The 15,635-nt window shown below is 44.3% G+C and carries 14 protein-coding genes; 2 read left to right on the top strand and 12 right to left on the bottom strand.

What is annotated here, in order from left to right; translation table 11 throughout:
* Positions 1–24: 24 nt before the first annotated feature.
* The 3 genes from ABZD21_RS11440 to ABZD21_RS11430 form a co-directional block, all read right to left on the bottom strand.
* Complete coding sequence (locus ABZD21_RS11440) at positions 25–951, bottom strand: DUF1338 domain-containing protein (RefSeq protein WP_372775127.1); 927 nt, start codon at positions 949–951, stop codon at positions 25–27.
* 73 nt (positions 952–1,024) lie between these two features.
* The gene (locus ABZD21_RS11435; RefSeq protein WP_372775126.1) at positions 1,025–2,368 is read right to left on the bottom strand and encodes a saccharopine dehydrogenase family protein; all 1,344 of its coding nucleotides are present in this window, start codon (positions 2,366–2,368) and stop codon (positions 1,025–1,027) included.
* A 20-nt stretch (positions 2,369–2,388) separates the two neighbouring features.
* The gene (locus ABZD21_RS11430) at positions 2,389–3,942 is read right to left on the bottom strand and encodes an aldehyde dehydrogenase family protein (RefSeq protein WP_372775125.1); all 1,554 of its coding nucleotides are present in this window, start codon (positions 3,940–3,942) and stop codon (positions 2,389–2,391) included.
* A 213-nt stretch (positions 3,943–4,155) separates the two neighbouring features.
* On the opposite strand from ABZD21_RS11430, the gene ABZD21_RS11425 reads away from it, so the two are divergent.
* Entirely contained in the window at positions 4,156–4,518 is a 363-nt protein-coding gene (locus ABZD21_RS11425) for an Mth938-like domain-containing protein (RefSeq protein ID WP_372775123.1), read from the top strand.
* Between the two features lie 143 nt (positions 4,519–4,661).
* Here the strand turns inward: ABZD21_RS11425 and ABZD21_RS11420 are convergent, their stop codons facing one another.
* Both ABZD21_RS11420 and ABZD21_RS11415 read right to left on the bottom strand, forming a co-directional pair.
* Positions 4,662–6,299: an ABC-F family ATP-binding cassette domain-containing protein gene (locus ABZD21_RS11420; RefSeq protein ID WP_372775122.1), complete on the bottom strand. Its 1,638-nt coding sequence runs from the start codon at positions 6,297–6,299 to the stop codon at positions 4,662–4,664.
* Between the two features lie 74 nt (positions 6,300–6,373).
* Positions 6,374–6,982 (bottom strand): MarC family protein, encoded by a 609-nt coding sequence (locus tag ABZD21_RS11415; RefSeq protein ID WP_372775121.1) that lies wholly within the window; start codon positions 6,980–6,982, stop codon positions 6,374–6,376.
* Between the two features lie 196 nt (positions 6,983–7,178).
* Here ABZD21_RS11415 and ABZD21_RS11410 point away from each other — a divergent pair, with 196 nt between their 5' ends.
* A complete protein-coding gene (locus ABZD21_RS11410) occupies positions 7,179–8,813 on the top strand; it encodes an alkaline phosphatase family protein (protein WP_372775120.1) in 1,635 nt (544 codons plus the stop codon).
* Positions 8,814–8,867: 54 nt separating this feature from the next.
* Here the strand turns inward: ABZD21_RS11410 and pgl are convergent, their stop codons facing one another.
* The 7 genes from pgl to mutY form a co-directional block, all read right to left on the bottom strand.
* A complete protein-coding gene (gene pgl / locus ABZD21_RS11405; protein WP_372775119.1) occupies positions 8,868–9,599 on the bottom strand; it encodes a 6-phosphogluconolactonase in 732 nt (243 codons plus the stop codon).
* A 58-nt stretch (positions 9,600–9,657) separates the two neighbouring features.
* Entirely contained in the window at positions 9,658–11,169 is a 1,512-nt protein-coding gene (zwf, locus tag ABZD21_RS11400; protein ID WP_372775118.1) for a glucose-6-phosphate dehydrogenase, read from the bottom strand.
* Between the two features lie 147 nt (positions 11,170–11,316).
* Positions 11,317–11,943 carry a 4'-phosphopantetheinyl transferase superfamily protein gene (locus ABZD21_RS11395; RefSeq protein WP_372775117.1) on the bottom strand — a complete coding sequence of 209 codons (627 nt, stop codon included), beginning with the start codon at positions 11,941–11,943 and terminating at the stop codon, positions 11,317–11,319.
* A 45-nt stretch (positions 11,944–11,988) separates the two neighbouring features.
* Entirely contained in the window at positions 11,989–12,555 is a 567-nt protein-coding gene (gene gldD, locus ABZD21_RS11390; RefSeq protein ID WP_372775116.1) for a gliding motility lipoprotein GldD, read from the bottom strand.
* A 13-nt stretch (positions 12,556–12,568) separates the two neighbouring features.
* On the bottom strand, positions 12,569–13,888 hold the full coding sequence (gene gldE, locus ABZD21_RS11385; protein ID WP_372775115.1) for a gliding motility-associated protein GldE: 1,320 nt from the start codon (positions 13,886–13,888) through the stop codon (positions 12,569–12,571).
* 19 nt (positions 13,889–13,907) lie between these two features.
* On the bottom strand, positions 13,908–14,342 hold the full coding sequence (locus tag ABZD21_RS11380) for a single-stranded DNA-binding protein (protein WP_372775114.1): 435 nt from the start codon (positions 14,340–14,342) through the stop codon (positions 13,908–13,910).
* 129 nt (positions 14,343–14,471) lie between these two features.
* Positions 14,472–15,530 carry an A/G-specific adenine glycosylase gene (gene mutY, locus ABZD21_RS11375; protein ID WP_372775113.1) on the bottom strand — a complete coding sequence of 353 codons (1,059 nt, stop codon included), beginning with the start codon at positions 15,528–15,530 and terminating at the stop codon, positions 14,472–14,474.
* Positions 15,531–15,635: the final 105 nt, after the last annotated feature.

Genomic DNA, 15,635 nt, shown 5'->3' with positions numbered 1-15,635 from the left:
AATCATTTTTTTTGCAACTTATTGTTAATGTTTCGTCGTTTTGGTCATCTCGAATAAATGGGTTGCCTGTTCGCCCAAAAAGCCGGAGAATAGAACTTTGTTCCCATTTTCTTCGATGTATCCTCGTTCGGCCAGTTCGTAGTAGGCATAGGTCCAATTCATTTTTCCAGGATTCCCATCCGGTTTGATAACGTCGACCAACTCGCTCACGGCCTGGGTTGACGATTGTTGCAGTTTACTTCCTTTTTCCCCCTCGATATGGGATTTCATAGGCACTCCCGCTGCGGCCAAAGCGGCGCATGTTGTTTGCAGATCGGGCCATTCTTCAACTTCCTGGTAGTTGATGAAGGCTGTGAAATGATTTACCGAATTGCCATGCAATAGAGTCCATGCGGCATATTGCGAGATTTCATTCAGTCTTTCAACGCTTTCCTGTTTCGGAATTCCCCAAGGTCTGGAAAAATAAGCGGTTAGCTCGCGAACCAGATTGGAAACCGCTTTTTCGTCCAATTCGTTCTTTTCATTTACTTCCAAAAGATCCAGTACTGCTGTTTCCGAAAGATGATAGGGCGTATCTTTTACCTGCTCATTAATTAAATCACGGGCCCATTCAGGTAGGTCGGGTACTTCCAGCTGGCTCACAAAAATCTTGGGAAATTTTGGGTCGGGATGTTGAAAATGGACGGCGTGCAGTTTCTTTTCGGTGAAGGTGTACGTTCCGGCAGGTTTAAAACCAAAGGCGTCCAGAATATGCCAGATTGCTCCAATTCCATGCGGCTGTTTTCCGGTTACTGTGTTGAAGGTTCTGAAAGCGATATGGTCATTCATAACATAGCCTCCCTTGCTGTGAATTAGGTTGGCATAGGTTTTTGCGTAGGAAACGCGCTGAATGTATTTATTCCAAAGCGAGTCCAGTAATCTGCTAAGGATTTCATTACTACTAAGTTTCATATCCTTGTATTTTATTAAGTTTGAAATGTCTACCGAGTAACGTTTACGTGAAAAACAACTGAATAGTTGAACCCTAAGTTTCGGGTGAAACAATCCTTTGTTTGAACTTGATTCCGTATTCCTCCAGTTCATTCAACACCGGCTCATAAATCTCGGGCAGCGTGGGAATGAAGAGTCCGGAGCGTTTAATTTTCCCCGAAAGGATCAATTTAGCCGCAATACCCAAAGGCAGTCCAACAGTTTTCGACATGGCTGTATTAACCGGATCGTCGCCGATGACAACCAATGACAAGTGTTTTTCGACCAGCCGTAAGGTTGTTTTGTCGCGATAGGTAAACTTGTGCCACATCACGGTCATGTCCTTGTCGTTGGGTGATAGCTTCCATTTTTGGTTTAGAAGGTGTTCCAAAACCTTTGCGGGGCTGCCGCGATCCAACCCAATGGGAGAGTTGTCGAAAATGCCGAGCCATTTCAATTTGGTGATGATGTCTGAATCCTGCGGAATATTTTGGTCGTGAAATAATTTCAATTCCACCGAGTCGGTTGGGTGATAATAGAGAAATGAATTGGTGAAGTCGCGCCAGGTCATGTCGCTTAAATTTGCCATTTCATAGCTGTCGTCAGTCATGCCCAGTTGCACCAGTACGTTCCAAGCCCGGCAAAAACCCGGACGACGGAGCGTACCCCGATAAATGGTTGGTATTCCCGTCAGGTTATACCGATCGATGTATTTCAGCGAATCGCGGTTGGCATAGCCTTCGAACGTTCCGAAGCCTTCAATCTCAATTAATTCGGTTCGGCGAAAAACCCGGTTGTATGGAATGTATTTGAACTTGCCTTCCTGAATAAACTTTACGGTGCCTTCCTGACCGGCCAGCACAACATTGCGGGGGTTCCAGGTTACTTTGTAGTGCCAGGGGTTATTGTCCGACTCGGGAGCAATTAAGCCACCGGTGAAGGATTCAAATCCGAGTAACTCCAATCCTGATCTTTTAATAGCATCAATTTCACGCATTGCCGACATGTGGTCGATTCCGGGATCCAGTCCAATCTCATTCAGAAAAAACAATCCCTTTTGCCTGATCTCAGGTTCGAGCTGTTTCATATCGTCTTTCACATAAGAAGGGGTCAGCAGGTGCTTGTTGTATTTCAGGCAAAGTTTGGCCACCAAAATGTGGAATTTTGCTGGTAGCATCGAGATCACCAAATCGGCATTTTCAATTGCTTCGCCACTGGATTCTTCCTGATTAATATCGAACCAGACCAGATTTTCGGATCGACCAAGCCGTTCTTTTGCTGCTTCCGGATCAAGGTCTCCGATCACAATTTCCCAGCCGTTTTCACTAATTTGACTTTGCAGGTATTTAATGAGGTTCGACGACGAACGACCAGCGCCGATGATCAGAATTCTTTTCATGTTTTTTCTTGTGCTACTGTTTATACATTAAATTCTATTCCCTGTGCCAACGGCAATTCCGTGCTGTAATTTATGGTGTTGGTTTGGCGGCGCATGTAGGCTTTCCAGGCATCGGAGCCGGATTCGCGACCGCCTCCTGTATCTTTTTCACCACCAAAAGCACCACCGATTTCGGCCCCCGAAGTACCGATGTTAATGTTGGCAATTCCGCAATCTGATCCTTCGCACGACAGAAAACGTTCGGTTTCGAGCAGGTTGGTTGAGAATAGTGCCGACGATAATCCTTGTGGTACATCGTTGTGCAGGGCAATGGCTTCGTCCAATGTTGTGTATTTAATCAGGTAGAGCAGGGGAGCGAATGTTTCTTCCTGAACAATGGTGTAGTGGTTTTCAACTTCGGCAATCGCGGGTGTTACATAGCAGCCCGACTCATATCCGGCGCCTGTTTTAACTGTGCCGCCGCAAATAACTTTTCCGCCTTCGGCTTTCACTTTGTCAACAGCTGCCAGATAAGTTTGAACGGCGCTTTTATCGATGAGCGGACCAACAAGTGTTTTCGGATCGAGCGGATGACCGATGGCGATACGTTGGTAAGCGCTCAGTAGTTTTTCTTGTAGTTTATCGTAAACAGACTCGTGAACAATGATTCGGCGTGTTGAGGTACAACGTTGGCCACAAGTTCCCACTGCTCCAAAAACGATCGCTCGCATGGCCATTTCCAGGTCGGAATGTTGAGTGACGATAATCGCATTGTTGCCTCCCAGTTCAAGGATGGCTTTCCCTAGTCTTGCTCCGATTAGTCCACCGGCTTTTTTGCCTACTTTGGTCGATCCGGTGAACGACACTAGCGGAATATTGGTGTCGGTAAACAGTTCATCGCCTAAATATTTCGAGCTGGTTGCCACCAGATTGACAACACCCTCGGGAACGTTATTTGTTTTCAGCACTTTTGTAATTACTTTCAGCACTGCAATAGCGCAGAGTAACACTTTCGACGAAGGTTTCCACAACACCACATCGCCGCAAACCAATGCCAGCATAGTATTCCAGGCCCAAACGGCAACCGGGAAGTTAAAGGCCGAAACCACACCAACAATTCCCAGCGGATGGTACTGGTCGTACATGCGGTGCGATTCCCGCTCGGAGTGCATGGTGAATCCGTATAGCTGCCGCGACTGGCCAACGGCAAAATCACAGATGTCAATCATTTCCTGCACTTCACCTAACCCTTCCTGGTAAATTTTGCCCATTTCGTAAGAAACCAGCCTGCCCAACGGTTCTTTGTATTTTCGTAGTTCCAATCCAATCTGGCGAACGATCTCACCTCGTGCCGGCGCCGGAATTTTTCGCCATTCCGGGAAAGCAGCCTTCGCTGTTGCGACAACTGCTTTATAATCGTCGAGTGTTGCCTGCCGAATTTGTGCAATGAGCTTTCCGTCAGCCGGAGAGATTGAATCGATTGGATCGCCTGATCCTGCTGTCCATCGCGTTCCGGTGCATATGCTGTCGTTCAGTGCTTGAATCCCTAATTTCTGTAAAGCATCCTCAATTCCAAATAGATCCGTTGTTTTCATAATTGCAGTGTATTTTATTGAATGGTTCCTGGTACTGACCCGAATAGACTATTATTCAAGTTATTGCTTTTTATACGGATTTACAGAAGAATGAAGATTTTTTTTAGCACATTCAGCAGACTGACAAAAAAACAGGCACCATTGGTTTAGCTTGTCATACCCATTTTTAACAAAATCCGTATACTTCAAATGTAAAAGAAAGGAGATACGATCATGTTGCCACAAATAGTAAAAACAGAGTTTGGGAACATTACTATTGGCCGAAAACGTTATGAATACGACGTTGTGATTCGGTTAGACGGGCATGTTGAAAAACGAAAAAAAAGCCTGTCGAAAGCCAAGTATGGTACCTCGCACAAAATATCGTTGGAAGAAGCCATGCAGATTTATGAGGAAGGTGCTCAGGAGTTGATTATTGGAACAGGACAAATTGGTTACGTTGAATTATCGCATGAAGCAGCAAGATTCTTCGATGAGAAAGAATGCTCAGTCAAACTGGTTTCAACACCAACGGCAGCCAAAGTGTGGAATGTTTTGGAAGGCCGGGTAATCGCCTTGTTTCATGTTACCTGCTAATTCAGGCGGGATTGGGCGGTTGGCTTCAAGTCATCCGGTCAGTTTGCATCAGTAAAAATGGCGAACCCGTTTCAACTTTCGCGATAATTATACTGTAGGTTTCACTACAAGTGAAACCCACAGTGACAAGTTCTTTTGGCCGACTATTTCTTTCGCTCCAACTCGTTGAGGTGTTCCATTTTTTTGCGAGCCAGAAATTCAGTAATTCCTTCGAGGTGTTCTTTCACGCGTTTGTTGCCAAATTCGTACACTTTGCTTGCCATTCCGTCAAGGAAATCACGGTCGTGCGATACGAGAATCAATGTTCCGTCGAACTCCAGCAAAGCTTGCTTCAGAATGTCTTTTGTGCGCATGTCGAGGTGGTTCGTCGGTTCATCGAGAATGAGCAGGTTCACTGGCTCGAGCAACAGTTTAATCATTGCCAGCCTCGTGCGTTCGCCACCGGAAAGGACGCTAACTTTTTTGTCCCAGTCTTCGCCACCAAACATAAAAGCTCCGAGAATATCTTTGATTTTGGTTCGAATATCACCTTTGGCTACATCGTCGATGGTTTGGAAAACAGTCAGCTTTTCATCGAGCAACGATGCTTCGTTCTGTGCAAAATAGCCAATCATGGTGTTGTGTCCCAGTTGAACCTGGCCACCGTGTTCAAGTTCTTTCATGATCGCACGGATCATCGTCGATTTTCCTTCACCGTTTTTACCAACGAAAGCCACTTTTTCGCCGCGCTGAATTGTGAAAGAAGCATTGCTGAAAACCAGGTGGTCGCCATAGCTTTTGCTTACGTTTTCGGCAATTACCGGGTAGCTGCCGGCACGTGGCGAAGGCGGAAATCGCAATTTCAGGTGCGAGGTATCTACTTCGTCGACTTCAACCAACTCCAACTTTTCCAGCATCTTCACACGCGACTGTACCTGAAGCGTTTTTGAATAAGTTCCTTTGAAACGATCAATAAATTGCTGGTTTTCGGCAATCATTTTTTGTTGCTCGTCGAATTGTTTTTGCTGTTGTTCGCGGCGCTCGGCACGCAACTCCAGGTATTTGCTGTAGTTAACTTTATAATCGTAGATGCGTCCCATGGTTACCTCGATGGTGCGTGTGGTAATATTGTCGATGAATTTACGGTCGTGCGAAATTACGATTACCGCTTTCGAATTGTTGATCAGGAAGTCTTCCAGCCATTGCACCGACTCAATGTCGAGGTGGTTTGTTGGCTCATCCAATAGAATGAGATCCGGATTTTTCAGCAGTATTTTTGCCAACTCGATCCGCATGCGCCAGCCACCGCTGAAATCGTTGCTCGACCGGTTAAAATCGGCCCGTTCGAAACCCAAGCCAAGCAGTATCTTTTCAACTTCAGCATCAAAATTAATTTCTCCCTGGCTGTATAGTTTTTCGCTCATTTCCGATACCTGCTCAATAATCGCAGCGTATTCGTCCGACTCGTAATCCGTACGCACAGTAAGTTCGTGGTTCAGTTCATCGAGCTTGGTTTGCATGTTCAGCACATCGGCAAAAGCCTGCGAGGCTTCTTCGAAAAGTGTTCGGTCGCTTTCGTGCATCAGGTGTTGCGGCAGGTAGGCGATGACGGCATCTTTCGGCGCCGAAACTTTACCGCGGGTCGGGCTTTGTGCACCGGCCATCAACTTCAATAAGGTTGATTTTCCGGCACCGTTTTTACCCATCAGGGCAATGCGGTCCTTCTCGTTTACCACAAATGAAATATCCTTGAAAAGCGTCTGTCCGCCAAACTCAACCGTCAATCCGTCTGCTGAAATCATGCTTGAAATTTTTTTAAACGCGGCAAAGATAATTAAATGCCAGACAGCTGAAAGACGCGATTGACCGATCGGATTTAAATCACAAAGAAACTTTTGAGTCCGGAAAGAATGCTTTGCGTCGCATAGGACGCGAGGATGAGCCCCATAATTTTACTGATAACAGTAATTCCCTGTTCTCCAATCCACTCTTGAATGTAGCGGGCAAGAACGAGCAAAAGTCCGGTCAGCCCGACAACTAAAATCATTAGCAGGGTTGTAATCGACTGTTGTGTTATCGAGTAAATATGGTTGTCGGTGAGCAAAACAACAGCCATGATCGCGCCGGGCGAAGCAATGGATGGAATGGCAATTGGGAAAACAGTCACCTTCTTAAAATCTTTAATCATGTGCTTTTCGTTTTCCGGCTTTCCCTCTCCAAAAATCATTGTTAGTGCAAACAGGAACAGAATTATGCCGCCTGATATTTGAAAGGCATCAAGGGTAACTTCCATCCCTTCAATAATAATTTGGCCAACAATAATAAAAAAAGTGAGGACAAGAGCCGCAACTAATGATGCCCGAAGGGCGATCGATCTTTTTTCAGCATTGTTGAACTGTTTGGTTGCTTCGAGAAAAACCGGCACCGACCCCAGTGGATCGATCACGGCAAACAGAAGCAAAAATGTGTTTAAATAGTCGATCATCGTGTGCGATTCGATTTTGTATGACAGTTTCTCGCAATATAACAACTTGTTTGGGATGTGGGTTTGACAAATGATTGTTTTCTGCGATCTGGTGACAAAATAGGATCATCGCGATTAATTTATTTGATCGCTTGAGCTGAATCTGGTTGGCCGTTCTTTTTTTTATATTTTTGGAACTCCCAAAAAGCAAGCAGCAATGACACTAAGAAACAGGTTATTTTTTCTTCTACTTTTTTTTATCTCAATTCACCCGGTTGCCAAAGCGCAACAATCAGCAATTGAAAAGCCCCGTTTGGTGCTAATCATTAATGTTGAGCAAATGCGAAATGATTACCTGGTTCGCTATGCTGATAAATTTGAAACCGGTGGATTTTTACGTTTAGTTAATCGTGGTGCTGTGTGTTCAAACGTCAGTATGAATTTGCACATTCAAAAGTGTATCACTGGTGTTCCAACGTTGTTTACCGGCTCATATCCCGATCGACATGGGATTATTAACGAGATTTGGCTCGATCGGCTAAAGGAGAAGGAGGTCGACGCTTTGCGCGATTACGATTATATTACCGTTGGAAGCGATTCGAGGGAAGGACAGCGTTCGGCCCAACGATTGCTGAGCCCAACGATCGGCGATGGATTAAAACTCACTACAAATGGGGAGGCAAAGGTATTTTCCGTTGGGTTGAATGATTACAGTGCCATCCTTTCGGCCGGGCACGCGGCTGATGGTGCTTATTGGCTCGACAACGAAACCGGAAATATGATTTCAAGTTCCTACTATGTTGATCAGTTTCCGGGATGGGCGGTTGATTTTAATAGCAAGCATCTGGCCGAGTCGTATACATCGCGCGACTGGTCGACTTTGTTGCCGATTACCAGTTATTCAGCCTCAGTAGTTGATGATAATCCCTTTGAAAAGGGTTATTTTGAGAAGTGGCGTACTTTTCCGTACGATCTGAAAAAGCTGGTTTCAAACGAGGCGAGCTACCGGGTTCTGAAGACTACGCCTTACGGAAACCGGTTGATTAAGGATTTTGTCGTCAACCTAATCGACCGTGAACGATTGGGACGGGATGCTGTGCCTGATTTGCTGACCGTCAACTTTTCTTCAATGGACTATGCCAATGGGTTGTTCGGCCCGTCGTCGGTTGAAATGCAAGATACCTATTTGCGCTTAGATCAGGATATTGCCGGACTGCTCGACTATATTGAGCAAAATATCGGCCTGGCCAATACTCTGGTAGTGCTCACTTCTTCTTGCTCTTCATCCCATTCTTCCGACTTTTTAAAAGAGAAATACAATATGCCGGCCGGCAATGTGTCGCCGGAAAGTATGGTGGCTTTGCTGCGATCGTATCTGAATATTACCTATGGTCAGGGAGATTGGGTCGAGTATGTGATGGATCAGCAGATTTATTTGAACCGGCGGTTGATTGAAAAACAGAAAATTTCGCTGGATGAATTTCTTGGCAAAGCGGCTTCGTTTATCAACCAGTTCGAAGGAGTGAAGATTGCGCTTCCGGCAACCGGCTTTCAGCAAGGCGATTATACCACTAGTTTGTTAACAACCATCTCAAAGTCGTATAACTACAAACGGTCGGGCGATGTGTTATTTATGTTGGAGGATGGCTGGCAACCGCAGTTCAAATTTCGCACCGTAGTTTATACCGATAATAGCCGGATCCCGATGATATGGATGGGGAGCGATATTAAACCCGGACGCCATCGTGAAGCACTTGATGCAGTGGACATGGTTCCAACTATTTTCGACATTCTTGGTTTCGACATTCCTCCGCATTGCGAGGGAAGAGTCATTCAGGATATACTGCGATAAACGGCTCTGTTCCTCGGCACAAACGAAATTCTGTATGCTGATGAAAGTTTTGCTCTACGAGGTTTTTATGCCCGCAGCTGCTGCCTGATCGAAATAGAAGTTGAGATTTCCATGCGTTGGCCGAATGTAAGTTGAGGGTAGTTGCTCCGATTCCGATAAATGGTTGAAGATCTCTCGAACACGCTCTGTTTTTGAGGTGCCGGTTACCAAAAAACTAACTTCCAGTGCATTGTTGATCACCTTTCCGGTTAGGCTCACTCGCTTTTGCCCCGATTCAGGGTGAGTTGCTACGGCGCAGATGTTCGGATCATTGAGCAGTTCTAGTTCGTGTGGAAAGATTGACGCGGTATGGCCGTCATTTCCCATGCCCAGAATGATCAGGTTGAAGACAGGTAAATTGTTTTTAAACGGAAGGTGTTGGCTGATTTCGGCGATGTAATCCGAATTGGCATCTTCTGGCGCTCTTTCACCTTTTACCCGATGAATATTCCCGGCAGGCATTTCAATGTTCGACAACAGATGATCGACCGTCATTTTGTAATTACTTTGCGCATCGGTTGGCGGAACACAGCGCTCGTCGCCCCACCAAAAATGAATTTTACTCCAATCCATTTTTTCGGCGTAATCGCGCGCCAGAATGTCGAAAAGCAGCGCAGGTGTTGTGCCTCCCGATAGCGCGATGTGAACCGGAGCTTCAGTTTGCTTTACCAGTAAATATAAGTCGCCGGCAAACGAATCTGCGACAGCCTCGGCGTTGGCAAATATTTTAACCTTGGGTGATGTCATTGGTGTCTGTTTTATACGGGTTTAAAAAATTAAAGCCTGATTGCTCAGGCTATTGTTATTAAAGCTCGCAGTAGTTTCCGTCGTCCGAGAGGTTTTTGCAGGGGTATCTCCAGGTACTGTCTTCAACCAACTCGTCAGCGACATCGGGGCCCCAGGTTCCTGCCGGATAGCCGTAAACCGGAATGTCCGGATTGTTTTTCCAGGCATTCAGAATCGGTTGCACATATTCCCATGCTTTCACAACTGCATCGCCTCGCGAATATAAAGTTGCATCGCCTTGCATACAATCCAGCAGTAATCGTTCGTAGGCCGCTGGCAAATGCACGTTGCGTAAATCATCGTAGTGGAAATCCATATTCACGGTTTGCACGTTGAAGCCGGCACCGGGAACTTTCATCCCAAACTTCAGCAAGATGCCTTCGTCGGGCTGAATGCGAATGACTAACTGATTGTTGGTGTGCTCGTATCCGGCATTGCTTCCAAATAAATGGTGCGGGGTCTTTTTAAAATGAATGACAACTTCGGTTACCCTGGTCGGCAGTTTTTTCCCGGTACGAATGTAGAACGGAACACCACTCCAGCGCCAGTTGTCGATGTAGAACTTCATCGCCATAAAAGTTTCGGTGCGGCTTTCCGGATCAACTCCTTTTTCTTGTCGGTAACCTTTTACCAATTCGCCTTTGATATGCGATTCGATGTATTGTCCACGGATCACATGTTGTTCCACGTCCTCTTCTTTAATGGGTCGCAGCGATTGGAAAACCTTTAAAACTTCATTTCGGATTGCATCGGCTTCAATCACAACCGGTGGCTCCATAGCGACCATGCCAACCAGTTGCAGCAAATGGTTTTGAACCATGTCGCGCATAGCACCTGAGTGGTCGTAATAACCACCCCGATCTTCAACCCCTAAACTTTCAGCCGAAGTAATTTCAACATGGTGAATGAAGTTATGATTCCAGATCGGCTCGAAAATTCCATTGGCAAACCTGGTCACCAACATGTTCTGAACCGATTCTTTTCCCAAATAATGGTCAATCCGGTAGATCTGATCCTCTTTTAAATAATTCAGCAGATTTTTGTTAAGCTGCTTAGCCGAATCCAAATCGGTACCAAAAGGCTTTTCAACAATCAATCTGCGGAATCCGTCTTCAGTTTTATTCAGATCAACGCTTGCCAGATTTGCCGGTATAATGTCGTACAATCTTGGCGGTGTCGATAGGTAGAAAATGAAATTCTCGTCAATCTCGTTTTGTTTCGCAATGGTGCACAGTCGGTCTCGCAGCACGGGATAGTCGTAAGCATCCTCAGTGGCTAGCGGTTGATAATAAAGCAGTTTCAGGAAGTCTGTAATTTCGCTCTGCTTATCCGCAGCTTTATTTAAGAACTCCTTCATTTTCTCCCGGAACGATTCGTCGGACAGTTCAGTCCGGCTAACTCCAAGAACTGCAAACTTTTTGGGAAGCAATTTTTGGCGATATAATTCGTAAAGGGCGGGAATTAATTTTCGCTTCGTCAGGTCGCCTGATGCACCGAAAATGACCAATATTTGTGATTTTGTTTGATTCATGGACTTTGTCGTTTTTATTTAATCTTGTGAATTGCCTGGATCTGTGTTTCAACGATGAACTGATGTGTAATATCAGCTTCCGAAAATAATAAATCAATTCGTGACCATAAACAAGTATTTAGGCCAGATGTTTCAGGATTTTTGCCCTCAGTTTGTTTTCTGGGCGAAAGGTGTCAGGCAAACAATTAGCTGCTCTGCTAATTTCAGTTGGTACACTTGAAAGATTAGTTCTTCATTTCCATACACATGAACGGTGAAACTTCCGTCGGAGCTCATATTTATTTCAATCTGTTCGTTGAAAATAAGGCCTGGTATGCCTGCAGCTTTATAGGCAGCTTCTTTCATGCACCAAAATAGCCCGGGGCCGTTGGTGAGTTTGTTTGCCAATTCGATTTCAGATTCACACAGATATTTCTTTTCAACACGTTTAAAATTTCGGTCTTCTGACTCGATATCTAATCCGGCTAATTTCGAAGGGTGCAAATACAGCCCCGCAAGTTTAGCTGAGTGACTGATGGATATGGACTTGTAGTATTCGTGTTCAATCTGTGGTTTGCCGTTTTGATTGTAGGTTATCGGCAGATCGCATTTGGCATAGTGTAGCAAGCGGCGAATGCAGAGCCATTCTTTTTGGCGTTGCGGGTGATGTATTTTTAAAAAGTCGGGATGGCTATGATAGTCATTTGCAAATAGGCTAATCTCATCGTCTGATTCAGTCATCTCCCAGAGCAACAAAAGGCCTTCATCTATCACGTTTTGTTTTAATAGCGGCATTTTTAGTCGATTTATAATTACTGCATCCGGATAGGCTGCGGGGGACTAGTTCCAGTTAAATGTTTGAATGAAATGGATAACATCGGGTTCCAGAAAATCAATCACAGGTTGAATACTGTCGATATTTGGAATTTCACGAATGTAAAAAGCTCCCCGTAAAAAGTGTTTTGTGCTGTCGGTTAGGTAAAATTGCATCGGCGAAGCGGCATTTCCTTCAATGAAATAGATTGTTCCGTAAACATCTTTTTCAGGATTAAGAAATAGTCGTTCATTAATGGCATCGGCTTTTATGCTGTGGTCGTATGCCAGACGGCGCGAATCTTCGATGTGTTTGTTTAGGTCTCCTTCAAGCTTCATGTAGGTCAAATGGATATCTGCCCTGTTTGCAGGAGTGACAATATTGACCCATTCCTCGTTGCTTCGTGAGTCCTTGGTGTATTTTATCTGGGCATAATCAGCCAACTCAAACGAGTATGGTAGTGCTTCATTTGTAGGGTGATACGATTTTTCAGGGAAGCTTATTCGATAATAGCCTCTTGGTTTTGGGACGTAGGTTTCGTTGCAAGCCGTTAGAAAAAGATATAATCCCAGTATTAATACAAGTTTTCTCATCTGGTAGCCTCGCTTATTTTTTCTCGACTTTAATTTTCTTGATACGTCGATTATCGACTCCTTCAATTGAAAATATAAAGTTTGCATAGGATACCTTCTCGTGCAGAGCCGGAATTTCTCCTCTTAGTTCTAGAATTAAGCCTGCCAGAGTATCAGCGTCTCCTTTGCAAGCGTCAAAAACATGATCGTCAGAACCGGTAATTTTGTAAAAGTCGCTCAATAGTATTTTGCCGTCGAACAAAAACTTATCCTCTGAAATTTTTGTAAAATAGTTTTCGTCTTCATCAAATTCGTCGGCAATTTCACCAACAATTTCTTCCAGAATATCTTCCAGGGTCACAATGCCGGAACTACCACCATACTCGTCAACAACAATAGCCATGTGGACTTTGTTTTTCTGAAATTCTTCCAGCAGATCATCAATTTTTTTAGTCTCGGGGACATAAAACGGTGGCCGGATAATGGATTGCCAATGAAAATTTTCGCGGTTGTTGAGGTGTGGCAGTAAATCTTTGATGTATAAAATGCCCCGGATATTGTCGAAAGATTCGGCGTATACAGGGATACGCGAGTAGCCCGTTTCATTAATCAGGTTGATCAACTTGTCGAGCGAATCTTTTGTGTCAATGGCTTCAACATCCACACGTGGACGCATCACTTCTACGGCATTTTTATTGCCGAATTTCACAATCCCCTCCAGAATATCTTTGTCTTCCGAGATCTCATGGTCAGCAGTTAGTTCCAGCGCCTGGGAAAGTTCATCGACAGAAATATTTTGCGGGTGCTTTTGCATTCGCTTGTTTACAAAAGAGGTTGAATAAATCAGGATCGCATTGATCGGGCTGAAGAATCGCTCCAGAAGGTTTAACGGAATGGCCATAATTCGGGCAACCCGTAGCGAATGACGTGTCGCGTAAACTTTGGGAATAATCTCTCCAAAAAGCAGTAGGAAGAAGGTGATGACAATAATCTGAAAAATGAATCCGATCGTTGGAGCTTTGCTAAAGTCAACCAGCATGCTTGTGGTGTATGACGATAGTATGACAATGCCAACGTTGACAAAATTATTGGCAACTAAGATGGTTGCCAATAATTTCTCAGGATTTTCCAAATTGCGCAATATAAAATGACTGTTTTTCTCTTTCTGGCCGTTGAGCATTTGTCGGTCTTTGGGGCTGATTGAAAAATAAGCGACTTCAGATCCGGAAATGAGTGCCGAGGAAATCAGTAATAAGGCAATTAAAATTAAGCTGATTACAGCTGCGCCTGTCAGTGGGTTGAAATACACTTCCCATGGCAGGGAGATCAAATTAGGTAAAGGGTCCGTTTCCAATTAATTTTACTTTTGGTTACTAAAATGGCAGATCGTCTTCTTCTGAAGGACTGAAGTCCGGTTCGCTAACAGACGGTGCCGGTTGATTTTTAGGCGCTGAAGCAGCCTGACCACCCGATGATTGTCCTTTTGGGGTCAACATTTCGAGGTTGTCGACATATATTTCTGTGGTATATCTCTTATTGCCATCTTTGTCATCCCACGAGCGGGTTCTGATGCGTCCTTCGATATACAGTTTATCTCCTTTTTTTACATATTGCTCCACTACTTTGGCAAGACCACGCCATACAACAAGGTTGTGCCATTCAGTAGTGGTTACTTTTTCGCCGCTTTTAGAAGTGTAACTTTCCGAAGTTGCCAGGGGAAAGTTTGCAACAGTTACGTCTTTATCCAGATGGCGCACTTCCGGATCTTGGCCAACGTTTCCGATCAAAATAACTTTGTTTACAGACATCGTAAGATAATTTTTAGTTAATAAAACTCAATTTACGAAATTTGACTTTTCCAATCTTATCAAACGGTCATAATTTCATGAGTGCGTTCTTTTTCGTGACGAACTGCTGTGTTTTTCTTGACGAATGAATTAAAACCAGTTGAGCTGCTCCAGCTTTTGCTCAATTGGTTTTGGAACAGCAAAGTTAAAAATATCTTTTTTATTCACTTCGATCAATTCAGAAAGTCGATTTTTTTTGTTAGTTAATTCAATGTGAATAAAACGATAGTGAATATGTTGGTGGCTAAGAACCTGTTTTTTCCAGGAACCGATCGTTTCTATTACGTCTGTTTCCGGATTGAAATAGGAGATGGACGCGTCTAAAATCTGATCAATTTCCGTTCTTTCAGGTGTTTCAACGAGTGGAAACTCGTACAAATTTTTCCAAACATCATTTTTAGTCCGCTTTTGGAGATAGGCGAACTTACCACGGGAAAGCAATAAATAGGTGAAATAACGGTGTCTGATCCTTGTTTTGCCAACTTTAACCGGTAGTTTCTCAATTAAATTATCTTTCAAGGCGATGCATCGGTCATTGAAAATACATCTGGAGCAATTCGGATTTTTAGGGATACACTGAAGTGCTCCAAATTCCATCATCGCCTGGTTGTGATCACCCGGATGAGACTTGTTCAGCAATTCGGAGGCCAGTTGTCCGAATATCTTTTTGCCGTTGGTGCTGTCAATTGGGCTGTCTATTCCAAACAAACGCGCGAGAACACGGAAGACGTTACCATCGACAACAGCATAGGGGAGGCCGAATGAGATTGAAGCGATAGCAGCAGCAGTGTATTCTCCTATTCCTTTAAGTTTTAGAATATCCCGATAGGTTGAGGGGAAGACCCCGTTGTGTTGATCAACGATTACTTTAGCAGTCGCATGCAGGTTACGTGCCCGGGAGTAGTACCCCAGTCCCTGCCATAGTTTCATAACTTCATCTTCGGGTGCATGAGCGAGATTTTCAATCGTGGGATAGTGATCGACAAAGCGATTGAAATAAGCAAGGCCTTGGTCGATTCGGGTCTGTTGCAGAATAATTTCAGAGAGCCATACTATATAAGGAGCAGATGTTTCGCGCCAGGGGAGTGGCCGTTTATTTCGGTGGTACCAGGTTAGTAAATTCAGTTCAAACCCTTCAAAATGCATCATAACTATTTAGAATCTACGTGAATTGCAAAAATAAATCAATTCATTTGTTTCTAGTTCTTAAATAATTTTTATTTTTGCACACCATTTGACCCGATTTTATAATTT

This window comes from Mangrovibacterium sp. (assembly GCF_041596335.1).
Taxonomy (GTDB): Bacteria; Bacteroidota; Bacteroidia; order Bacteroidales; family Prolixibacteraceae; genus Mangrovibacterium.
Note: the sequence above shows the minus strand (reverse complement) of the source record. Positions and strands in the feature narration are given on the sequence as shown.